Below are 22,092 nucleotides of genomic sequence, written 5' to 3'. Positions count from 1 at the left end.
CGACTTTTTTATGGAGGGGATTTTATGAAACGATTTTTGAGGAAGCAGCTGCCGGCAGTCCTGCTGGTCCTGGCCATGATGGTCAGCCTGATGCCTGCGGCGTTGGCGGCAGTGAACTGTGAGTCTCTTGGAAAGAGCCATCAGTGGGGGCAATTTACGACCACTACTCCGGCAACCTGTACTGAACAAGGCGTACAAACCCGTCATTGTTCTGAGTGCGGAAATGCTGATACCGCTTATTTAACTGCCCTTGGCCATGACTGGGGCGAATGGGTAGGCACCGAAGCCACTTGTACAGCCGACGCTAACCGTACTCGCACTTGCAAAAGATGTTCGGAGAAAGAAAGCGATACCACAAAGGCAACCGGACATGACTACACGTGGACGGTCAACACGCCTGCAACCTGCGTCTCCACTGGTTTGAAAACAGGCGTCTGCAGTCGGGGTGATAATACAACTACTGAGCAGATCGATATTGACCCCAACAATCACGATTGGGGCAGCTGGACAACCGTCACTCCCGCTACCTGTGGTACTGCCGGCAGCAAAACCCGAAGCTGCAACCGTTCTGGCTGTACTGCTAAAGAGACCGAAACCATCCCTGCTACCGGTAACCACACTTTGAATGCAAACGGAGTCTGCACAGTCTGCGGACAGCAAATTACCAGCAAGGTGACCGTCACCTTCAAAAACGGCTCCAGCACCTACTGGTCCACCAGCATTACCAAGGGCAGCAAGCCCGCCAATCCCGGCACGCCTGTCTACCCCTATAGCGGCAACTATAAGTTCTTGGGCTGGACCACTTCCAATCCCGGCACTTCTGCCGCATGGGACGGCCGCACCTATTATTACTCCTCTTCTGCGGTGGCAAACACGACCGTAAATTCCAATGTCACCTATTACGCCGTCTATGATGTGACGAGCACTTCCGACATCACCTACACCGTCAAGCCCGGCAAATCCGTGAGCTTCGATGTCAGCGACTTCAAGGCCGCCTATGATTCCGAGTGCTCCGGCACCTTCCGCTATGTGAGGTTCAGCGTGACCAGCACCGCCTACTCCGGTTTTGAAGGCGTTGTCACCTGCGACGGCGATGATCTGACCCGCTCTGCCTTCATCGGCAACGACTTCTACTACAGCAGTTCCAGCTATGGTGATTACCCCCTCAGCGATCTGGCCCTGAAAGCCCCCAGCAGCGCAAAAGACGACACTCTGTCCGTCACCTACACCGCCTACGGCACCAACAGCAACAGTATGACCGGCACCCTGAAGCTGGTGGTGGATGGCGACGGCTCCGGCAGCGACATCACCTATACCGTCAAGCCCGGCAAGTCCGTGAGCTTTGATGTCAGCGACTTCAAGGCCGCCTATGACTCCGAATGCTCCGGCACCTTCCGCTATGTGAGGTTCAGCGTGACCAGCTCCGCCTACTCCGGCTTTGAGGGCGTTGTCACCTGCGACGGCGATGATCTGACCCGCTCCTCCTTCACCGGCAAGGACTTCTATTACAGCAGTTCCAGCTATGGTGATTACCCCCTCAGCGATCTGGCCCTGAAAGCCCCCAGCAGCGCAAAAGACGACACTCTGTCCGTCACTTTTACCGCCTACGGCACCAACAGCAACAGTATGACCGGCACCCTGAAGCTGGTGGTGGGAGAGGACAACTCCGGCGGCAACATCACCTACAAGGTAAATCCCGGCGAGGAAGTGGAATTCGACAAAACGGACTTCAACAAGTTCTTCCGGGATGAGACCAACTCCACCTCCACCATCAAGTATGTGGAGTTCTCTACCACGGACACCCTCAGCACCTCCACCGGTACGGTCTATTATGACTACAAGGGCTCCGGCGAAAAGTCCTTCAACAAGACCAGCATCGACGACTACAAATTCTATTACAGCTCCGCCTCCGACGGGGACTATGCCCTGGCGGACCTGAGCTTTGTGGCTCCCAAGAGCGCCGCCAAGCGCACCGTGGAGCTGGACTTCACCGCCTACTACAATACCACCCGGAAGGCCAGCGGCACCCTGGTGATCGAGATCGGCGACGGCACCACCGGTGAGGGCGACATCAACTACAAGGGCACCGCGCAGAAGGAGACCGTCTTTGACGAGGACGATTTCAACGACTATTTCCAGGAGACTTACAAGAACTACACCCTGAAATACGTGGTCTTCACCGGCTCGGACAACCTCAGCTCCACCACCGGCTACATGTACTATAACTACGGCCGGTCCTCTCAGGAGCGCTTCACCGCCGGCGGCCTGGAAGACGCCACCTTCTACTATGACACCAGCGCCATGCCCGACAACGACGACACCGCCTATCCCCTCAGCAAGCTGAGCTTTGTGGCGGGCAGCGGCTTCGACAAGGCCGTGACCCTGGAATTCCGGGCCTACTACAACAGCAGCCGCTATGTGGACGGCACCGTGGTCATCGCCCCTGAGACCACGACCACCACCGGCACCGCGGCGGGCGACATCCTGTACCAGACCACCAGCACCACGAAAGTGCAGCTGAAGGCCAACGACTTCTCCCGCTTCCTGCGGTCCAAGTACCCCACCAGCACCCTGCAGTATGTGAAGCTGCTGGGCGTGCCCAGCGTGGGCGGCCTGTACTACAACTACTACAGCGCCAGCCAGTACGGCACCACGGCCCGCCTGCAGCTGACGGCGGCCAACTGCACCACCCAGGCCTACTACGTCAGCCCCACCTCCGCCGCGCAGTACACGCTCTCTGAGCTGACCTACGTGCCCTCCGGCAGCAACTACTGCGCCGCCATTCCCTTCACCGCCTACGGCACCGGCGGCGTGGCAGTCACCGGTATCGCCATCATCAGCGTGACCGCCTCCGCCACCGTGCCCGAGGTCTACGGCGTCATTACCAAGGGCACCTCTGTCAGCTTCCCGGCGCCCTCCATCGCGGCAGCGGTGGCCAAGAGCGTGGGCACCTTCTACGGCATCCAGCTGCTGAGCCTGCCCGCCAGCGCCAAGGGCACCGTGTACGTGGGCACCGGCACCACCCGCAAGGCGGACACCAGCACGGTGTACGGATACAGCAGCGGCACCTGGACCATCAGCCAGCTGCGGTTCGTCCCGGCGGCGGGCTTCACCGGCAACGTGGAGATCCCCTACGCGGTCTGTGACAGCACCGGCAAGGCCCTGGGCGTGGGCAAGTTCAGCCTCGGCGTGGTGAACACCCAGAAGAAGTTCAGCGACGTGACCGCCTCCACCTGGTGCTACAAGTACGTGGCGGAGCTGTCCGACGCAGGCGTCATTGACGGCTACACCGACGGCAGCTTCAAGCCCGACAACAAGATCTCCTACGGTGCGGCCCTGAAGCTGATCATGCTGGCGGCGGGCTATCCCGAGCAGAAGCCCACGGACAGCAATCCCTTCAGCGGCTATCTGGCCAAGGCCCGGGCGGAGGGCATCATCACCCGCAGCAATGTGAACCTCAGCGCCCCCATCACCCGCCTGCAGGTGGCCCAGCTGGCCGCCGGGGCCATGAAGCTGGATACATCCAAGGTCTCCAGCGTGAAGCCCTTCACGGATACCACGGACGCCAGCGTCCAGGCCCTGAACGAGGCGGGCATCGTGGAGGGATACTTCTCCAACGGCACCAGCACCTACAAGCCCGGCAACACCCTGACCCGCGGTCAGGTCTCCGCCATCGTCTGGCGGATGGGGCAGTACAGAAAATAAGTGATCCGCAAAGGGGAGGGGCCGAAGCCCCTCCCCTTTGGATGCTCCTCCCCGACAGGGGAGGTTTTTTTCTTTTTGTTGCACGGCCACGGGCAACACACGATGCCGCGCCTCCTTTTATGTTACAACTATGCATCAAATAAATAACCATTTTACAAGGAGGTCACTCATGGAACAGACAGCAAATTACGGACTGAATCAATGGGACGCCGGGGACCGCATCATGATGGAGGACTTCAACGCGGACAACGCCAAAGTGGACCAGGCGCTGGCGGAGCAGCGGGACGAGCTGGTGGCCATGACGGCAGCACTGGCGCTGTGCGGCAACTGTGAAATCGTCACCGGCACTTATACAGGAACGGGCACCTATGGAAAGGACGGTCCCAATACACTGGCCTTTGAGAAGGAGCCTGTTTTGCTTTTCATTTCGGACAAAAGCAGTTCCCTCTTGATGATGCACCGTGGGTGCGAAACCACCCATCAACCCGGCAGTTCTTACTATTGTTACGTGAACTGGAACGGCGGCACAATCTCCTGGTATAACACAAGTTCCTATGGCACACAGCTCAACAACCCTGGTCAGACCTATTACTATTTTGCGCTTTTTGCAACCAAATAACTGGAAAATGCCCCCGGACCGAAGTCCGGGGGCATTTTTGCTGCTTATTCAGAGATTCAAGCGAAACTCAAATCAAGCAGGAACCACAACAGTGGTACCATTAGCCTGATAGACAACCACGTCGAAGGTGACCTCGGAGTTGGCAGACAGGCCAGCCTTGGTGGCAGTCACAGCCATATTGTTCCAGCCGGTGACGACGTAACCATCATCCTCCAGAGCCACGCCAGCAGCAGCCTTGGCGGCAGCGGGAGTAATAGCGGTCTTGCCCTCAGCCAGAGTCAGGGTGACGGTGGTAGTGGCGGTAGAGATCTCGACCTTGGCAACATCAGTGATGATGGGGGTGGTGCCCTCAGCATCCTTGGTGGTCCAGTTGTCGGTGCACTTGATGATGACAGAGGTAGCAACGCCGTCCTTCATGACGAAGTAGACAACGCCGTTGAAGTCGTCGCTCTCCATCATCTTGATGGCGGCGGCCACGTTGCCGCTCTCCTCGTTGAAGAAGGCCTTCTTGCCGTCCTTGCCGTCCTTCTTGTAGATCAGGACCGCGTCAGCGTCGGGCATGATGTCGATACCGTAGTCGTGAGTGGGGTCCTCGCTGACGTACACGGTGTGGCCCTCCAGGGTCAGCTTGGTGCTGCCAGCAGTCATGTTCTGACGGACCAGAACGACATCTTCCTTGTCGTAGCTGGAATCGGCCGGAGCGCTAGAGATACCGTTGTTGAAGTACACAACGTGGTCAACAGCGATGGTATCCTTATCCAGGCCGGCACCGGTATCCCAATCGGTGACAGGCTCAGCGCCCATGACATAGCCGTCAGCGTCGTAGGACATCTTGTACCAGCCATAGGTCTGCATGTTGCCATTGTCGGCATCCTTGCCCAGGTAGGTCAGGGAGGTGCCCTGCTCCTTCAGGACAACTTCCTTGCCGTCGATAACGGCGGAACGGTGCCAGGTCCAGACATCCTCAGCAGAGTCATAGTCCTCCTGGGACACGCTGCCGATGATGTAAGCATAGTTGCTGGAAGCAGCCAGATCGTCAGCCACCACGACAGCGGCGATGATGTAGCCGTTCTTGCCATACAGGAAGTAGGCGCCCTCGGGATTGCTGGTGCCGTCCAGCTTCAGGTTGACGTTCTTGATGCCGGTGGCAACAGCAGCCACACCGGTGATCTGCTCACCCTTACCAACATTCTTAACCTTGGCGGTCAGGAAGATGGTGTCGTCGTTGGCGTAAGCATGATTCTTATCGCCAGCAGTGTCCTTCAGAGAGACATGGTTCTTGTTCAGTTCCTTATCGTTGGTCTGATCCCAGCCCTGAGCAACCTTCACATCGCCAGTGATATTCTGGGCAACGGGCTCCAGGGTGTAATAGCCGTTCTTGTCGGTCTTGTAGGTGTACCAGGTGTTCAGTTTTTCATTACCGGTAAGGGCCTTCCAAGCAGTGCTGTTATCGCCTTCCTTGGTCTTGGCAGCGTCCTTCACGGTGATGGTCTCAGCGGTGCCGTCCATGAAGATGGCGAAAGCCTCGGCCTTGGCGTTGCTCAGAACGCTGTTGAAGGTCTCATAGCCAGTCACGAAGACGTAGTTCTTCACGTCCTCAACGATCTCGATGCCGATCAGGTGACCATAGGTATCCAGATACACCTTGTAGGTGGTCTCCTTCATGTTGTCCTGGTCATACTCATCCAAAACCTCGACATCATAGGTGGCGGAAGAAGAATACTTGTAGGTGTCGCCCTCGGTGGTGGTGACGCTGCTGGTCTTCTTGAAGGACTTCAGGGTCACGTCCTCAACGATCTCGGGCAGTTCCATGGACTGAACAGCGTCCTTGGCATAGGTGACCAGGAAGAAGTCGCCATCCTCGGCGTCCTCGACCAGAGCGAAGTCGTCAGCGGAAACGTCAGCGTCGTCATCCTCCTTAGCGGTCTTCACACCACCTTCCAGACCGTAAATGGTCAGGCTCAGGTTATCCATCTTCTCGTTGTAATCAGCATCGGCCTCAGCCAGGTAGGTGTTGATGACAGCGATGGTGAACTCACTGTTGTCCTTGTCAAAGTAGACCTCGGTCAGGACACCGTTGTCGGTGCCATACAGAGCTTCGGTCTTGTTCTTGCCCAGAGCGGCAGCGTTGAACTTGCCGTCCTTGCCATCAATGAAGACATAACCAGTGTTGTTCTTGATGGTGGCAGCGGTCAGAGCGTTGTACAGGTCCTTGCCGGTGACTTCGCCCTCGAAGGAAGTGACCAGCTTGGTGTAGTCAACAAAGGAACCAACAGCCTTCTTGTCATAGGTCCAGTCGTTGGTGGGACGCTCGAAAGCATCGGTGGAAGCCTCGACGCTCAGCTTGGTGAAGTACTTCTCAGCAAACTGCATCTTGTTGTCTTCCTTGATGCCCTCAACGCGAGCGTTGTTGGAGACCTCGTAGGCTCTGGAGCCAGCGATGGTGACGTTGCCTACGGTGATGGTGGTGTCATAGTCGACCATGGTGGCCTTCAGGGTGTTGAAAGCAAACAGGGCAGCCTCTTCACGAGTGGCATACTTGCCGCCGTCGAAGTCCTCGGTCAGACCGGCGTTCAGGCCGATACCGATGGCCTGCTTGGCAACGTTGATGAAGCAGTTGCCGCCGACATAACCTTCGACCTCAGCGTTATAGCCCAGGGCGCCCAGCAGCATCTTCATGAAAGCGAAGTTGGTCAGGGGAGCGGCGGGACGGAAGCTACCGTCGGTGTAGCCGGAGATGATGCCCTGCTGAGCGCAGTAAGCAATGTAACCGGCAAAGGTGTGGTCGACAGGGACATCCTTGAAAGGAGCGGTGTCGGCACGGAGAGCAGCGGCAGTGGTGGGACCCAGGATCATGTTGCAGATGATCTTGGCAGCGGCACCACGGGTCAGGCCGCTCTGGGGCTTGAAGGTGCCATCGGTGTAACCATCGATGACGCCGATTTCGGACATCACGGCGACGGCTTCTTCATAGGTGACCTTGTCGTCGTCGGTGAAGTCCTTGGCGCCGGCGCTGATGGTGACCAGGGACATGGTCATAATCAGAGCCAGAACCAGAGAAAGGAACTTCTTCATATGGGTTTCCTCCTTGTAGATTAGCGGAAATTACCGCCATTTTTGTCAAAGCAGGTCCCGCGCCGGATGTGCCGGCCCACATACAGTGGCTAGCCGACCCTGTATCTACGCCGGAGTCGTCCATTGCGTTTCCCACTTTGCAGGTTGATGATACCACGGGAGGAAAACGAAAGTCAATTGATTGCATTGTTTTGTAACGTGACTGTAACATTATACGGTTTTGTTTTCTCAAATCCATTGCAGTACAAGATATCTGACCGCATCAATACCATATATAATATGTTACGAAGTGTAACGAACCTCAGGCGCCGGGGCCGGGGGAGAGGGCAAAAAAAGAGACACGCCTTTCAGCGTGTCTCTCTCTTTTGGAGCGGCTGAGGGGAGTCGAACCCCCCTATGCAGCTTGGGAAGCTGCCGTTCTACCGATGAACTACAGCCGCATCTGGGAAGTATTATAGCAGACGCTCCCCAAAAATGCAACACGAAAAATGTCGCCGGTCAGGTCTCCTGCCGGTACGACAGGGGCGACAGCAGCCGCAGCCTGCGGGACTCCCGCCAGAGGGCGGGCTCCAGCGTCAGCAGATAGCCCGTGCCGGGGGCCGTCTGCCAGTCAAAATAATCCTTCTCCGGCAGGGCCAGCCCCTCCATGGCCGCCATCAGCACGCCGCCGTGGGCCACGATGACCAGCTCCTCCCGGCCCTCCGCCAGAGCACGGTCCACCAGGCGCTCCACCGCCGTCCGGGCCCGCAGGCAGAAGCCGGGGCGGTCCTCGCCGCCGGGGCAGCGGCCCCAGCAGCCGCCGTCCACCCAGGCGCGGTAGGCCGGGTCGTCCTCCATGTCCCGGTAACTGCGGCCCTCGAAGGCGCCGAAGTCCATTTCCACCAGGTCCGGCTCCACCCGCTGCTCCGCGCCGGGGAACAGCAGCTCCGCCGTGCGCCGGGCGCGGGACAGGGGAGACACCCACACCAGTCCTGGGGCGAAGTCCGCCTGCCGCAGCTCCGCCTCGCCCTCCGGGGACAGGGGAATGTCCCGGCGGCCCTGGTAGCGGTGCTGCTCCGTCCAGGCCGTGCGGCCGTGGCGCAGAAGATACACGTTCATTAAAGCGCTCCTTTCAGCACCATGGGCAGGCCGCAGAACACCCGGATCACCCGGTCTGCCCGTTTGGCCAGCAGGCAGTTCAGACGGCCCGCCGCCTCCCGGGCGGCGCGCTCCGCCGGGTCGGTGGGCACCACGCCGCCGCCCACTTCGGTGGAGATGACCACCTCATGGGCCGACAGCTCCGCCGCCAGGGCCTCCAGGTCGGAACAGGACCCAGCCAGGTCCTGCACGTCCCACACCGCCCGGCGGGACAGTTCTTCCTCTCCGCAGCCCAGCAGCTCCATGGCGAAGCGGCGCTTTCCGTTGAACAGGGGACCAACGATCAGTGTCATACCAAACCCTCCAGGGACTGGCAGGCCACCAGGGCCGCCAGCATCCAAAATTCCGCCTTCTGCAAAAACCAGCCCGCCAGATCGCCGGAGAGACCGCCGAACTTCCTCATGGCGGTGTGGTGATACCACCACAGCACCAGCAGGGCCGCTACCAACATGGCCGCACCGTGCCAGCCGCCCGCCAGGCACATGGCCGCCATCAGCAGCGCCGCAGCGCCGCCCAGGATCAGCCGCCCCCGGGTCTTGACGCCCTCCGTGGCGAAGGCGTGGGCCAGGCCGGTGTTCTTGGACAGGGGGAACATGGCGATGGCAAAGCCCGAAAGGGCGCGGGACAGGACGAAGCTCAGGCCCATGCAGAGCAGTTCCCGGCCCTCCAGGCGCACCGTGCCGCAGAGGGCAAAGTAGCCAACGAAGTACATGCACAGGCGGATCACCGCGAAGGCGCCGCAGTTGGGATCGTCCAGGATCTCCTTTTTTTTCTCCGGAGAGGCGCAGCTGGCCAGGGCGTCGCCGGTGTCGGCGTAGCCGTCCAGGTGGATGCCGCCGCTGACCGCCGCCGGGAGCATGCAAAGTCCCGCTGCCCGCAGGAGCGCGGGCAGGTCCAGCCAGCCACAGAGGGCCGACCAGCCCCACCAGCAAAGGCCCGTGACCACGCCCACCAGGGGAAAGGCGCACAGGGCGTAGCGCATATTTTTGTCGTTCCACACCAGCTGGGGCACCGGTAGGGCTGAAAACATGGCAAATGCCACGGCGATCGTCTCAAACAAGATCATAGAACCGCTCTCCTCCTTTGTACCAGCAGGGAATCCCGCAGACCACCTCGCAGACATCGTCCGCCATAGCTGCCAGTTCCCGGTTCACCTGGCCCAGCACCTTCAGATACCGCAGGGTGTCTCCTTCATATATGCTGCCGCCGGAGAACAGCTCGTTGGACACCACGATCAGCTCCCCGCACCGGCCGCGCAGGTGCTCCACGCCTCTCCGGATGGCCTGCGCCGCATTCTCGCCGCTGCCGTCGGGGCTGTAAATCTCGTTGGCGCAGAGGTTGCTGACACACTCCAGCAGCACCGTGCTGCCTGCCGGGACCTGCGCCGAGGCCAGATTCGTGTAACACTCCAAAGTCTCAAAATGCTTCTCCGCCCGCATCCGCCGGTGCTTGTCAATGCGGCGCAGGCTTTCCTGATCAAAGGGCTGCATGGTGGCAATGTAGACCCGGGGAGTCTCCCCGGCATGGACCACCAGCCGCTCCGCGTATTCGCTTTTTCCGCTGGCGGCACCGCCCACCACCAATGTCATCATCCGCTGTCACTCCATTTCAGCCGGTTCTCCGGCCGTGCAAAAATCCTCTGTCTAATTCATTCTAGTGTAAGGTTTTTTTTATGGAAAATCAACCACTTTAGAATTGCCTCCTTCTCTCCTGGTCCATCAGCGTCATACCCTGGGTTGTCAGCGGGAAGACTTCGTGATATAATATTTTATCTGATCAATTTTTCCTCAGACTTCGAAAGGAAGTGTCCGCCGCCGTGTCTGCCTGGAAACCAGCCAAGATCACCCCCTCGCAGATCATCATTCTTGGCTTTCTCGTTCTGATCGCTGTGGGGACCGTCCTGCTGATGCTGCCGGTCTCCACCAGGGAGCCGGGAGGCGCGTCCTTTCTGGACGCCCTCTTCACCGCCACCTCCGCCACCTGCGTCACCGGTCTGGTGGTGCGGGATACCTCAATGTACTGGTCGCCCTTCGGACAGACAGTGATCCTGCTGCTGATCCAGATCGGCGGCATGGGCGTGGTCACCATGGGCATGGCGATTTTCATGTTCTCCGGTCGGAAAATCAGCCTGAAGCAGCGCTGGGTCATGCAGGAATCCATCGCGGCGCCCCAGGTGGGCGGCATCATCCGCCAGACCCGGTTCCTGCTGACGGGCTCCCTGTTGATCGAGGTCATCGGCGCGGTCCTGCTGGCTATCCGCTTCTGCGGACAGCTGGGCTTTGGCAAGGGGCTCTGGTACGCGGTGTTTCACTCCATCTCCGCCTTCTGCAACGCGGGCTTTGACCTGATGGGCACGGTCAGGGGTGCCGAATTCTCCTCCCTGACCGGCTACACCTTTGATCCCCTGGTGAATGTGACGGCCTGTTTGCTGATCGTGGTGGGCGGTCTGGGCTTTCTCACCTGGCGGGACATCCGGGAGCACGGACGCCATCTGCGCTCCTACCGGCTGCAGAGCAAGCTGATTTTATCCACCACCGCCATTTTGCTGGTGCTTGGCTTCCTCTATTTCTTCTTCTACGAATTCCGCCAGCCTCAATGGGCGGCCATGAGCGAGGGTCAGCGGCTGATGGCCGCCGCCTTCCAGTCCGTGACGCCCCGCACCGCCGGCTTCAACACCGTGGACCTGGCGGCCATGAGCGAGACCAGTCAGCTGGTCACCATCTTCCTGATGCTGGTGGGCGGCTCTCCGGGGTCCACGGCAGGCGGCTTCAAGACCACCACCCTGGCGGTGCTGCTGCTGAGCGCCCGGGCCATCTTCCTGCACCGGGACAGCGCCCAGTGCTTCGGCCGCCGCATCCATGAGTCCGCCCTGCGAAACGCCGCCGCCCTGTTCGTCATCTATCTGCTGCTGTTCGTCACCGGTGGCTGCCTCATCGCCTGCATCGACCAGATCCCCCTGATGGGCGCCCTGTTTGAATCCGCCTCGGCGGTGGCCACTGTGGGCCTGTCCCTGGGCTACACCTCCACGCTGTCCACTGTCTCCCGGCTGATCCTGATCTTCCTGATGTACTTTGGACGTGTGGGCGGTCTCACCATGATCTACGCCGTCACCGCCAACAAGACCCCCAGCCTCTCCCAGCTTCCCCAGGAGCAGGTCATCGTGGGCTAAAGAAAGGAGCACACCTCTATGAAATCCATTCTGTTGATCGGCCTGGGCCGCTTCGGCCGCCACATGGCCATGAAGCTCCAGGAACTGCACCACGAGGTGCTGGCCATTGACAAGGACGAGCAGCGGGTCAACGACGCCCTGCCCTTTGTCACCAACGCCCAAATCGGAGACAGCACCAACGAACAGTTCATCGCCTCCCTGGGGGTCCGGAACTTCGACCTGTGCGTGGTGGCCATCGGCGACAACTTTCAGAGCTCTCTGGAGACCACAGCCCTGCTGAAAGAGCACGGCGCCCCCTTCGTCCTTTCCCGGGCCGCCCGGGAGGTCCACGCCAAATTCCTGTTGCGCAACGGTGCCGATGATGTGATCTACCCCGAAAAGCAGACTGCCGAGTGGGCCGCGGTCCGGTACAGCCGCAGCCACGTGTTCGACTATGTGGAGCTGACGCCGGACTACTCCATCTACGAGACTGCCGTGCCGGAGTCCTGGGTGGGCAAGACCATCGTGGACCTGCAGGTGCGGCAGCGGTACCGCATCAACATTCTGGCTGTAAACCACGACGACCAGCTGGAGCCCCTTCCCGGCCCCGCACACTGCTTCCAGCAGGATGAGACCATTTTCATTCTGGGGAGCAACAGGGATGTGGAAAAGTTCCTGCGGGAGTGAGCCGCCGGCACCATTTATTCTCCATAAAAAGTGCTTGTTTCTTTCGGAAGCAAGCACTTTTTTGCGCGCATTAAAATTTTTTCTTACATTCCGGCAAAAAACTATGGTACAATAAAAGCGCAGCGCGCAGTCCCGCTCGACGTAAGTCCAGTTGCCGGGGCCGCGCATTTTTTATTTTTAAGGAGGGCAACCAATGTTTCAGCCAGGAGAACTGGTAGTCTACGGTGCCACCGGCGTGTGCCGCGTGGAGTCCATCCAGCAGCCGGAGCCCCACAGCGCCCTCCAGGGCAAAACCTGTTATCTGCTCAAGCCTCTGTATCAGGACGGCGTCATCTACACTCCGGTGGAAAACGCAAAGGTTCCCATCCGCCCGGTCATGACCCGGGAGGAGGCTGACGCCCTGATCGGCCAGATCCCCACCATGCAGACGGAGGCCTGCCGCGCCCCCACCATCCAGGCCCTGACCCAGCACTATCAGGCCGTCATCCGCAGCGGCGACCGCCGGGACCTGATCCGGCTGATGATGTCCATTTACGCCAAGCAGAAGCAGGCAGAGGCCCAGAAGCGCCGTCTGGGCATGGTGGACGAGCGCTACATGAAACAGGCGGAACGGCTGCTGTACGGCGAGCTTGCCGCAGCCCTGAACATCCCCTTTGACCAGGTGCAGGCCTACATTGCCCGTCTGGTAGAAGAGCAGACATCTCTCCAGACATAAAAACACCGGGAAGTTTTGCTTCCCGGTGTTTTTGCTTTATTTTCTGACGGCCGTTGCCATAATCTCGATCTTGCAGCCATCCGCCAGGTCCGCGCCGCCAAAGCACAGACGTGCCGGCTTATGGGCGGGATCGAAGTGCTTCACGTATTCGGCGTTCATGGCGTCCCGCTCCGCGAAGTCCGCCAGGATCACCTCAATGCGGACCACATGGTCCATGTCGGAGCCGTACCGCTCCAGGATCATGGCCAGATTTTTCAGGGCCTGCCGGGTCTCGGTGACAATATCGCCGGAGACCAGCTCCCCGGTCTCAAAATCCTCGGACACCAGGCCGGAGAGGAACAGGAACTTGCCGTCCACGACCACCAGGTCGGAATAGGGGCCCTCGTTGGGCTCCTGCAGGTTCAGAAATTCACAGCTCATGGGATCTTCACCTCATCGCAGATAATTCAGCGGGTTTTTGGCCACGCCGTTGTACCGCACCTCAAAGTGACAGTGGTTGCCGGTGGAGTTGCCGGTGGAACCCACCTTGGCGATCTGCTGGCCCTTGTAGACCTTCTGGCCCACAGACACCAGCAACCGGCTGTTGTGGCCGTAATAGGTCTCGTAGCCGTTGCCGTGGCTGATGCGGACCAGGTAGCCGTAGCCGCTCATCCAGCCGGCGTAGGTGACGGTGCCGCCATCGGCGGCGTAGACCGGCGTGCCCTTGGGCGCCGCGATGTCGATGCCCTTGTGGTTGGTGGAGCCGATGCCGCCGGGGGACCGCCGCCCGCCGAAGTAGGAAGTAATGCGGCCGGACACGGGCCAGCGGAAGGTGCCGGTGGGATACCAGGTGGGCCGCGCCTTGGTGCCCCGGAGCCGCTCCTCGGTGACAGGCTCCTTCAGGGTCACGGAGGACAGGATGGTCCGCTCCGTCTCCTCGCCGTTGACGTAGGTGACGTTGGCCACCACGTCCGCCGCACCGAACTGGCCGGCAGAGGTGACCTTTTCATCGCCCTTGTACATGTTGGCGCTGTCGGTATACTGAATGTCGTACATCACGTCCTCCACATACCGCTCCTGCTGCACCACCGTCATGGTCAGGTAGGGCACGGAGGCGGACAGGGTCAGGACTTCGCCGATCTGCAGCTTGTTGATGTCATAGCCGGGGTTCAGGGCCAGCAGCTCCTTGCTGGTCAGGCCGTGGTTTTCAGCGATCTGGGACCAGGTGTCGCCCTTCTTGACCTCATAGGTGACCTCGGCGGTCTTGGTGCTGTACAGCGTCTCCGCCAGGTATCCCAGGTTCATGATCTCCTCGGTAGCCACATACTCCTGCTTGATCTCCACTTCTTCCTTGAAGGAGCAGGAGATGGTCTCCTCCGTGGTGGCGGCCTGCTGCAGCTGCTCCAGCAGCTCCTCCAGGGCACCCTCATAGGGGGTGGCACCGATGCGCTCGCCGTCCACATACAGGCAGTAGGCGGGAGTCACCAGGCCGATCTCCTCGGACAGGTCCTCTTCCACCACATCCCGTTCCTTCACCTCCTGGCGCTTCAGCCAGCCGGTGGAGTACTGAACCAGATCGCCGTCGATCTGGTAGCTGCGGCCCAGGGTCCGGGTGGTGACGGTCTCCAGATTGGACACGATGGCCTTGGCCGTGGCCTCGGAATCCACCACGCCTACCACGTCGCCGTCATAGGTGACGGTGGTGCCGCGGGTATAGGTGCTGCCCAGCAGGATCAGCACCGCCAGCACACAGGCGGCTCCCAGAAAGACTACCGGATGGCCCTTGCGGTGCTCCAGCCGGGACCACATGGCGGCACCCCGACGCAAAAGCTGCTTTCTGCGGCCCCAGGTGTGCTCCCAGAACAGACTGGCCCACATGGGGATCATGTTCCAGAGCAGCAGCGCCAACTGAATGGGGAGCCGGTCCGACTCCGGAAAGTTGCGTGCCTTCTGTTCCCGGACGATCATATGGATCCGGCGACGGATCCGCCGCAGCTGGCTGACCACCCGGCGGGTGCAGCGGGTCAAAGCATCCGAAGGCTCCTCTTCACGCCGTTCCGCCACAGCCCGACGGGGCACCCGCTGTTCTTCCCGCACGGCGGTTGCAATCGCTCCGGAACGCTTCTCCCGACTCTCCGCCGGCTGAGCGTTCAGGCGTTTGCCGCCCTGCGTCTGCTTTTTCTGTTTCTTCTGCTCTTGACTCATATGTCTCCTTAAAAGGTCACAAAAAAGTTACAAATTGTTACCATTCCTATGATACCGCGTTTCCGCAATTACGTCAACCCCTCATTTTGTTCAAAAAATGTTCATTTTCTTGGGTTTCGGCCCATTCGGCCTACTGTATATGGGGTTTTCTTTGTGTCTTTTGCATATTTCACCCAAGAGGGCCCTGTCGGTCCGGGAATTTTTGTGCGGATATTTTCGCTTTTTTGCATTGACCCTGTCCACCAAGCGTGTATAATAATTTCAGTACGGAATTTTTCCCAAAATCGTTTATTTGGAGGAAATCGACATGTTTGAATTTCTGATCAAAAAGCTGAAGGCGCATCCCCGCAAGATCGTCTTCACCGAGGGCACCGATCCCCGCATCCTGGAGGCTTCCGCCCGTCTGCTGTCCGGTACCTTTCTGACCCCCGTCCTGGTGGGCAACGAGGCCGAGATCCAGAAGGCCGCCGAGGAGATCGGCTTCAACATCCGCGGCGCCATCATCATTGACCCCGCCACCTTTGCGGACATGGACAAGATGGTGGACACCATGGTGGAGCTGCGCAAGGGCAAGATGACCGCCGAGCAGTGCCGCAGCGCTCTGATGCAGGCCAACTATTTCGGCACCATGCTGGTGAAGATGGGCTATGCCGACGCCCTGTTGGGCGGCGCCACCTACTCCACCGCCGACACCGTCCGTCCCGCCCTGCAGATCATCAAGACCAAGCCCGGCAGCAAGATCGTTTCCTCCTGCTTCATTCTGGTGCGTGACTCCGCCACCGGCGACCGCGAGGTCCTGGCCATGGGCGACTGCGCCATCAACATCAAGCCCAGCGAGGACGAGCTGGTGGAGATCGCTCTGGAGACCGCTTCCACCGCCAAGGTCTTCGGTATCGATCCCAAGGTCGCTTTCCTGAGCTACTCCACCCTGGGCTCCGGCAAGGGCGAGGACGTGGACAAGGTCCGCAACGCCTGCGCCAAGGCCAAGGCCGCCGCTCCCAACCTGGCCATCGACGGCGAGCTGCAGTTTGACGCCGCCGTTTCTCCCACCGTGGCCCGTACCAAGTGCCCCAACTCCAATGTGGCCGGCCATGCCAACACCTTCATTTTCCCTGACATCAACGCCGGCAACATCGGCTACAAGATCTGCCAGCGCATGGGCGGCTTCGACGCCTACGGCCCCATCCTGCAGGGCCTGAACGCCCCCATCAACGACCTCTCCCGCGGCTGCAACGCCCAGGAGGTCTACTCCATGGCTATCATCACCGCCGGTCTGTGCGAGGACTGAGTTTTTCCTACATCGCTGCAAGGACGCCCAAACGGGCGTCCTTGTTTTTTTGACATTCCCTTCCCGCCGTGCTACACTGTGGCCAGAAGAAAAGAGGTGGACCTTTTGTACGACTATCTGATCCAAAATGCCCGGGTCCTGGACGGCTCCGGCGCTCCCGCTTTTCAGGCGGATGTAGCCCTCCAGGGCGGCGCCATTGCTGCCGTGGGGCATCTTGAGGCGGCATCCGCCGCCCATGTCATCGATGCCGCGGGGCGGTATCTGACACCGGGCTTTATCGACGTCCACCGCCACGGTGACGGCGCCATCTTTCTGCCGGACTTCGGCCGCCCCGAGCTGGCTCAGGGCCTGACCACGATCCTGAACGGCAACTGCGGCCTGTCCCTGGCGCCGGTCCGCGGCGCTTATCAGGAAGCTCTGCTGCAATATCTGGCTCCCATCGTGGGCGGCCTGCCGGAGGGACTGGACGTATCCTCCCTGGGGGCGTACCAGCGACAGCTCCGGGCTATCCCCCTGCGGCTCAACACAGGAATGCTGGTGGGCATGGGCACCCTCCGCGCCTGCGTCACCGGCTTTGAGGACCGGGATCTGACGGACGAAGAATATTACCGCCTGCACCACCTGCTGGAAAACGCCCTGGCGGACGGCGCCGCAGGAATCTCCCTGGGCCTTGGCTACGCCCCGGAGTGCTTTTACGACACCGACGGCCTGATCCGTGCCCTGGCACCCCTGCGCCGGTCCGGCGTCACTGTGGCCGTCCACATGCGGCAGGAAGGGGACGGCGTGGTGGAGGCCCTGCGGGAGATGCTGACCGTGGCCCGGGCCCTGGAGACTCCGGTGCAGATCAGTCACCTGAAAGCCATCGGCAAGCGGAACTGGCGGAGCGCGGTGCCGGAGATGCTGGCCTTGCTGGAGGATGCCAGAAGGGAAGGGCTGGACATCACCTGCGACGTATACCCTTATCCCGCTGGGTCCACCCAGCTGATTCATGTGCTGCCGCCAGAATTCCAGGCCGGGGGCATGGAGGCCCTGACCGCCGCTCTGCGGGACCCGGAGCGCCGGGCACAGATGCGCCGCCGCATGGAGACCGCCCAGGACTTTGAAAACATCTCCCTGTTAGTGGGCTTTGAAAACATCCGGCCCACCTCCCTCCAGCAGCCGAAAAACAAGCGCTTTGAGGGCATGACCGTGCCGGAAATCGCCGCCAGCCAGGGGAAGGACCCCTATGACGCCCTCTTCGACCTGCTGGCCAGCGAGCACTGCGCCGCTTCCATGATCGACACCATCACCCACGAGGAAGACGTGGACGCCATTGTCCGGGCGCCCTTCGCCGGGATCATCTCCGACGCCACCTATCCCATGGGCGGACTGATGCACCGCCGGGTCTTCGGCACCTGCACCCGTATCCTGGAGACCTACGTGCGGAAGCGGGGCATCCTGACCCTGCCCGACGCCGTGCGGAAGCTGACCCGCCTGCCCGCTGACCGCTTCGGCCTGCAGGGAAAGGGCAGGGTGGAAGCGGGCGCCGACGCGGACCTGTGTCTGTTTGACCTGGAAAACATCCATGAAACGGACACCTGGCTGGCCCCGGAACAACTGGCCCAGGGCATGGACTATGTGTTTGTGAACGGCGTCCCCGCCATCGCGGAGGGCCGCTTCACGGACGCCCGCAATGGCCGGGTCCTTTGACAGAGTTGCTTTTAGCGAAAACTGAACAGCGTTTTACAATGGCTCCATGATATCATGGAGCCATTACTTTAATCTTTTGTAAAGGAGGTCTTCATGAAAAACACCCTGAAAACACAGCTTCGTACCCTGCGGCCCCTGTTCTTTGTCCTGCTGCTGGCCGCGGGCATCATCAACGCCGTGGGCGTCACCATGTTTCTGTCCCCCGTCCACCTGTACGACAGCGGTATCTCCGGCACCTCCATGCTGCTGTGGCAGATCACCCCGGAGGCCTACACCCTGTCCCTGTTTCTGCTGGTCCTGAACGTCCCTCTGTTTCTGTTCGGCCTGAAAAAGCAGGGCATCGTGTTCACCATCTATTCCCTTTGGGCGGTATTTGTCTACTCCGTCGCCTCCTATGTCATCACCAACATCCTGCCGGTGGATGTCTCCACCGCCTCTCCCTTTGCGGGGAAGGACCTGCTGCTGTGCGCCCTGTTCGGCGGCCTGATCTCCGGCATTGGCAGCGGCATGACCATCCGTTTCGGCGGCGCCATTGACGGCATTGAGGTCATGGCGGTGATCTTCGCCAAGCGGCTGGGTCTTACCGTGGGCACCCTCGTGATGATCTACAATGTGCTGCTGTACATTGCCATCGGCATCCTGTTCCGGAGCTGGGTGCTGCCCCTGTACTCCATCATCACCTATTGCGCGGCCACCAAGGCGGTGGACTTCATCGTGGAGGGCTTGGACAAGGCCAAGTCCGCCATGATCGTCACCAGCAGGCCCGACGATATCAGTGAGGCCCTGTCGGAGGCCTTTGGCCGGGGCATCACCCATATCGGCGCCCGGGGCTACTACTCCGGCGCTGACCAGACCATCATTTACTTCGTGGTAAACCGCTTCCAGATCGGCAGACTGAAAGCTCTTGTAACGGAGATCGATCCCGCCGCCTTCATCACCATCTCCGAGGTGTCGGACGTGCTGGGCCGGAGCGTGCAGAAATAAGATGAAAAGGATGCCCGGAGTCGGACTTCGGGCATCCTTTTCATCCAGCATACGGTTTTTGTCTCATTTTCCCCTGGGCAGGCCATGGAAATAGACATCCTCTGGATGCACAAAAAAGCGCCTCCCGGCATAAACCGGGAGGCGCTTGCTTCACGTTCAAAGCATGGGTTCAGTTTTACATATCCTCGCGCTTTTTCCGGCCCAAGATGGACACACCTGCCAGACCGGTGCCGGACAAGGCGCTCAGCGCCAGCCACAGAACGGACATATCGCCGGTCTTGGGCACGGCAGCCAGGGGAACCTCTTCCTCGGGGATCTCAGACAGAGGAACCTCGGTCAGGGGGACTTCAGCATCAGGGAGCGCGGTCAGAGGCACATCCTCATCGGTGATAGTCACATCGTCATCATCGTCGCCGGTGTCTTCAACGGGGGTAGGCTCAGGCTCCTTCTCGGGCTCCTTCTCAGGCTCCTTCTCGGGCTCCTTCTCGGGGTCTGTGGCAGGCGTATTGGACTTCAGCTGTGCATCATAGCCATGTTGACCTTTGCCCTGCTCTTGATGCACAGAAATCGTATACTCCTTAGAGATGGTCTCGCCATCATTACCCGTAGCGCTTATGACAATCGTTTTCTCAGTATCCAAGGTGTTATCCTCGGTTCCAAGATCAATGTTAACGTGGTTGCCGCTGCCCTTTCCGGAACCCACTTCTTTACCGTCGACCGAAACCGTAACGTCTTTTCCGTGGAAGGGATTGTCATTTTCTCCTTCAGACACAAATATTGTTACATCAGTTTTGCCCGCCATCGCACTGACGCACAGCATGCTCATGAGCAGGCTGACGGTCATCAGCGCGACCAGCAGTTTCTTCATTCTACGAATCATCTTCTTCATATTCCTGTTCTCCTTTCATCTTGAAAACCCGTCCCGGCTGCTGCCCGGATCTTGTTTTCTGATATACAATACACGTCCTCCCGCTTGGTAGGTACCAGGGTCATTTCCACCCTCTCCCCTTGAGGACAGCTATATCATATCATGCGCCGGTTACAAAACCGCTAACAAATTGCCATCTCACTCGCAAAATATAGCTGTCGCTTTGCACAAATTTGCCACTGTTAATTTATTCGTTTTTGCATATAGAAGCGCCCCCCGGCGTGAACCGGGGGGCGCTTTGCCTCATTTCAGAAGCGGGGATTCAGTTTTGCTTATTCGTCCCAGACGCGGTCGGCGGTCAGAGCCGTCCAATCCTCCACCAGGGACTTCTTGCTGCGGCGCTCCCAGTCGTGGGAATTGGTAGCTTCCATCACGATGTAGTAGCACCAATCGTCAGGCGTGCAGTCGTTCCAGCTGGTGGCGTCCTCCAGCAGGCCGTCCTCGTCCACCTGGCGCTCCAGCACGTTGTTGATCAGCTTCATGGCTGCCGCGCGGGTGATGTTGGCGGTGGGCCGGAAGGTGCCGTCGGGATAGCCGTTGACCCAGCCCAGGTGGGCCGCGTAGGCGATCAGGTCCTCAGCCCAGTAGCCCTCGGGCACGTCGCTGAAGGGATTGGGCAGGTCTTCCGTCACCACGGAGAACCGGGCGGCGATGGCCGCGAACTGGGCGCGGGTGATGAAGGCGTTGGGCCGGAAGGTGCCATCGGAGAAGCCGGTGATGATGCCGGCGTTGCTCAGGGTGGAGATGGCCTTGTTGGCCCAGTAATCAGCGGGGACGTCGGAGAAGTCGTTGGTCTCGCTGAAGCACAGCATCCGGGTCTCGTCGGTCATCAGGCGGTAGAAGATGGTGGCCACCTGAGCGCGGGTGATGAAGTTGTCGGGACGGACGGTGCCGTCGGCGTAGCCCTTGATGTAGGCGAAGTGGTCGTCCTTGTTCAGCTGCAGGCCGCCCAGGGGCACCTCGGGATCCTTGATGTCCTTGCCATCATCATCGTCATCGTCATCATCGTCGTAGACGGGAATGCTGCTGAACTTTGCGGTGAAGGTCGTATTAGCAGTGATCACCAGTCCGGCAAAAGGAGTCTCGGGGCTCCAGGTCAGAGAGCTCTGACGATAGCCGCTGTTGGCGGTAGCAGTAGCAACCTGGTTATCAGCCAGCTTTGCCGTACCCTCAGCAGAGGGATTGCCGGCATTATTCAGCTTCGTGACCACGGTAGAGGAAATGCTGACCTTACCATTCGTTGCCTTGTAAGTCACAGTGAACTGATACTTGTCAGGGATGCGGTCGCCGGGCTTGTTGGGGTCAGTCCCCTCGGGATCCTCGGGGCCGATCTTGTCGGTAGCGTAGTAAACCTTAATCACATTGGTCGCAGTGTTTTCCGTAATAGTCAGCGGCAACCCCACGACCTTTTCAAGCACGAAATCAGTGACGACCTTGTCAGGATAAGTATCAATCACGCTCTGATAAGTCGCACTCAGATTCTCGGTCTTACCATCATCCTTTACGTCATCATAATAGTACTCAACAGTATAGCCAAATGTGTCCTTCACATAATAGACCTTGATCACGCCGCCGTTGGCAATACTCACGGGGATCGTTCCAGTCGTGGCGCTGTCCAGCTTATAGCCATTGTACTTGTTTGTCGTGTTGATCTTGCTGGCATCCACCGTCAGAGTGGAAGCGTTGACCCACACCTCTGCACTCTCGATCTGCGTATCTGCATCGACCTTCACGTTGTCCTTGTAGTACTCAACCGTGTAGCTCAGGGTCTTGGTCTGGCTCTCGTCCTTCACGTAGTAGACCCTGATCACGTCGCCATTTTTAGCCGTGGCAGGAATCGTTCCGGTAGCAGTGCTGTCGAGCTTATAGCCATTGTACTTGTTTGTCGTGTTGATCTTGCTGGCATCCACCGTCAGAGTGGAAGCGTTGACCC

Annotated in this window: 17 protein-coding genes and 1 tRNA gene; 8 read left to right on the top strand and 10 right to left on the bottom strand. The window is 59.6% G+C overall.

Translation table 11 applies throughout. The features are described from left to right. Positions 1-24: 24 nt before the first annotated feature. Both JQM66_RS00090 and JQM66_RS00085 read left to right on the top strand, forming a co-directional pair. Positions 25-3,705 carry an S-layer homology domain-containing protein gene (locus JQM66_RS00090; protein ID WP_235227780.1) on the top strand — a complete coding sequence of 1,227 codons (3,681 nt, stop codon included), beginning with the start codon at positions 25-27 and terminating at the stop codon, positions 3,703-3,705. A 169-nt stretch (positions 3,706-3,874) separates the two neighbouring features. After that, positions 3,875-4,324 carry a hypothetical protein gene (locus JQM66_RS00085; RefSeq protein ID WP_235227779.1) on the top strand — a complete coding sequence of 150 codons (450 nt, stop codon included), beginning with the start codon at positions 3,875-3,877 and terminating at the stop codon, positions 4,322-4,324. 72 nt (positions 4,325-4,396) lie between these two features. Here the strand turns inward: JQM66_RS00085 and JQM66_RS00080 are convergent, their stop codons facing one another. From JQM66_RS00080 to JQM66_RS00055, 6 genes are all read right to left on the bottom strand, one after another. Continuing rightward, on the bottom strand, positions 4,397-7,399 hold the full coding sequence (locus JQM66_RS00080) for an S-layer homology domain-containing protein (RefSeq protein ID WP_235227778.1): 3,003 nt from the start codon (positions 7,397-7,399) through the stop codon (positions 4,397-4,399). Positions 7,400-7,765: 366 nt separating this feature from the next. Then, positions 7,766-7,839 (bottom strand) — tRNA-Gly (locus JQM66_RS00075). Between the two features lie 58 nt (positions 7,840-7,897). Further along, a complete protein-coding gene (locus tag JQM66_RS00070) occupies positions 7,898-8,497 on the bottom strand; it encodes a histidine phosphatase family protein (protein ID WP_235227777.1) in 600 nt (199 codons plus the stop codon). After that, positions 8,497-8,829, bottom strand: coding sequence for a bifunctional adenosylcobinamide kinase/adenosylcobinamide-phosphate guanylyltransferase (locus JQM66_RS00065; protein WP_235227776.1), 333 nt, complete (start codon positions 8,827-8,829; stop codon positions 8,497-8,499). The genes JQM66_RS00070 and JQM66_RS00065 overlap by 1 nt, the downstream gene beginning before the upstream one ends. Continuing rightward, complete coding sequence (locus JQM66_RS00060) at positions 8,826-9,602, bottom strand: adenosylcobinamide-GDP ribazoletransferase (protein WP_235227775.1); 777 nt, start codon at positions 9,600-9,602, stop codon at positions 8,826-8,828. The genes JQM66_RS00065 and JQM66_RS00060 overlap by 4 nt, the downstream gene beginning before the upstream one ends. After that, on the bottom strand, positions 9,589-10,128 hold the full coding sequence (locus tag JQM66_RS00055) for a bifunctional adenosylcobinamide kinase/adenosylcobinamide-phosphate guanylyltransferase (RefSeq protein ID WP_235227774.1): 540 nt from the start codon (positions 10,126-10,128) through the stop codon (positions 9,589-9,591). The genes JQM66_RS00060 and JQM66_RS00055 overlap by 14 nt, the downstream gene beginning before the upstream one ends. Before the next feature lie 224 nt (positions 10,129-10,352). Here JQM66_RS00055 and JQM66_RS00050 point away from each other — a divergent pair, with 224 nt between their 5' ends. The 3 genes from JQM66_RS00050 (at position 10,353) to JQM66_RS00040 (ending at position 13,086) form a co-directional block, all read left to right on the top strand. Then, positions 10,353-11,705 (top strand): TrkH family potassium uptake protein, encoded by a 1,353-nt coding sequence (locus JQM66_RS00050; protein ID WP_235227773.1) that lies wholly within the window; start codon positions 10,353-10,355, stop codon positions 11,703-11,705. An 18-nt stretch (positions 11,706-11,723) separates the two neighbouring features. Continuing rightward, entirely contained in the window at positions 11,724-12,371 is a 648-nt protein-coding gene (locus JQM66_RS00045; protein ID WP_235227772.1) for a potassium channel family protein, read from the top strand. Between the two features lie 193 nt (positions 12,372-12,564). Further along, positions 12,565-13,086: a CarD family transcriptional regulator gene (locus JQM66_RS00040; protein ID WP_235227771.1), complete on the top strand. Its 522-nt coding sequence runs from the start codon at positions 12,565-12,567 to the stop codon at positions 13,084-13,086. Between the two features lie 36 nt (positions 13,087-13,122). Here the strand turns inward: JQM66_RS00040 and JQM66_RS00035 are convergent, their stop codons facing one another. Together JQM66_RS00035 and JQM66_RS00030 are read right to left on the bottom strand one after the other, a co-directional pair. After that, complete coding sequence (locus tag JQM66_RS00035) at positions 13,123-13,506, bottom strand: RidA family protein (protein WP_235227770.1); 384 nt, start codon at positions 13,504-13,506, stop codon at positions 13,123-13,125. A 12-nt stretch (positions 13,507-13,518) separates the two neighbouring features. Continuing rightward, positions 13,519-15,270: a peptidoglycan DD-metalloendopeptidase family protein gene (locus tag JQM66_RS00030; protein ID WP_235227769.1), complete on the bottom strand. Its 1,752-nt coding sequence runs from the start codon at positions 15,268-15,270 to the stop codon at positions 13,519-13,521. Between the two features lie 307 nt (positions 15,271-15,577). On the opposite strand from JQM66_RS00030, the gene pta reads away from it, so the two are divergent. The 3 genes from pta (at position 15,578) to JQM66_RS00015 (ending at position 19,231) form a co-directional block, all read left to right on the top strand. Next, on the top strand, positions 15,578-16,558 hold the full coding sequence (pta, locus tag JQM66_RS00025; protein WP_235227768.1) for a phosphate acetyltransferase: 981 nt from the start codon (positions 15,578-15,580) through the stop codon (positions 16,556-16,558). A 105-nt stretch (positions 16,559-16,663) separates the two neighbouring features. Beyond that, the gene (locus JQM66_RS00020; protein ID WP_235227767.1) at positions 16,664-18,247 is read left to right on the top strand and encodes an N-acyl-D-amino-acid deacylase family protein; all 1,584 of its coding nucleotides are present in this window, start codon (positions 16,664-16,666) and stop codon (positions 18,245-18,247) included. A gap of 93 nt (positions 18,248-18,340) precedes the next feature. Beyond that, positions 18,341-19,231 (top strand): YitT family protein, encoded by an 891-nt coding sequence (locus JQM66_RS00015; RefSeq protein ID WP_235227766.1) that lies wholly within the window; start codon positions 18,341-18,343, stop codon positions 19,229-19,231. A gap of 175 nt (positions 19,232-19,406) precedes the next feature. Here JQM66_RS00015 and JQM66_RS00010 read toward each other — a convergent pair whose 3' ends face one another. Next, a complete protein-coding gene (locus tag JQM66_RS00010) occupies positions 19,407-20,120 on the bottom strand; it encodes a doubled motif LPXTG anchor domain-containing protein (protein ID WP_235227765.1) in 714 nt (237 codons plus the stop codon). Between the two features lie 311 nt (positions 20,121-20,431). After that, positions 20,432-22,092: S-layer homology domain-containing protein (locus JQM66_RS00005; protein ID WP_235227764.1), on the bottom strand; the 1,661-nt coding region annotated here is incomplete at its 5' end.

Origin of the sequence: Oscillibacter valericigenes (assembly GCF_021531915.1) — a bacterium.
Taxonomy (GTDB): domain Bacteria; phylum Bacillota; class Clostridia; order Oscillospirales; family Oscillospiraceae; genus Oscillibacter; species Oscillibacter valericigenes_A.
The sequence above is the reverse complement of the archived record's forward strand: the minus strand, read 5'-3'. Positions and strand labels throughout refer to the sequence as shown.

Excerpts from the sequence above, each read along its gene's own strand:
- JQM66_RS00070 (WP_235227777.1), bottom strand. The coding sequence starts at position 8,497 with ATGAACGTGTATCTTCTGCGCCACGGCCGCACGGCCTGGACGGAGCAG.
- JQM66_RS00055 (WP_235227774.1), bottom strand. The coding sequence starts at position 10,128 with ATGATGACATTGGTGGTGGGCGGTGCCGCCAGCGGAAAAAGCGAATAC.
- JQM66_RS00080 (WP_235227778.1), bottom strand. The coding sequence starts at position 7,399 with ATGAAGAAGTTCCTTTCTCTGGTTCTGGCTCTGATTATGACCATGTCC.
- JQM66_RS00090 (WP_235227780.1), top strand. The coding sequence starts at position 25 with ATGAAACGATTTTTGAGGAAGCAGCTGCCGGCAGTCCTGCTGGTCCTG.
- JQM66_RS00035 (WP_235227770.1), bottom strand. The coding sequence starts at position 13,506 with ATGAGCTGTGAATTTCTGAACCTGCAGGAGCCCAACGAGGGCCCCTAT.
- JQM66_RS00045 (WP_235227772.1), top strand. The coding sequence starts at position 11,724 with ATGAAATCCATTCTGTTGATCGGCCTGGGCCGCTTCGGCCGCCACATG.
- JQM66_RS00030 (WP_235227769.1), bottom strand. The coding sequence starts at position 15,270 with ATGAGTCAAGAGCAGAAGAAACAGAAAAAGCAGACGCAGGGCGGCAAA.
- JQM66_RS00010 (WP_235227765.1), bottom strand. The coding sequence starts at position 20,120 with ATGAAGAAGATGATTCGTAGAATGAAGAAACTGCTGGTCGCGCTGATG.
- pta (WP_235227768.1), top strand. The coding sequence starts at position 15,578 with ATGTTTGAATTTCTGATCAAAAAGCTGAAGGCGCATCCCCGCAAGATC.
- JQM66_RS00060 (WP_235227775.1), bottom strand. The coding sequence starts at position 9,602 with ATGATCTTGTTTGAGACGATCGCCGTGGCATTTGCCATGTTTTCAGCC.
- JQM66_RS00040 (WP_235227771.1), top strand. The coding sequence starts at position 12,565 with ATGTTTCAGCCAGGAGAACTGGTAGTCTACGGTGCCACCGGCGTGTGC.
- JQM66_RS00015 (WP_235227766.1), top strand. The coding sequence starts at position 18,341 with ATGAAAAACACCCTGAAAACACAGCTTCGTACCCTGCGGCCCCTGTTC.
- JQM66_RS00085 (WP_235227779.1), top strand. The coding sequence starts at position 3,875 with ATGGAACAGACAGCAAATTACGGACTGAATCAATGGGACGCCGGGGAC.
- JQM66_RS00065 (WP_235227776.1), bottom strand. The coding sequence starts at position 8,829 with ATGACACTGATCGTTGGTCCCCTGTTCAACGGAAAGCGCCGCTTCGCC.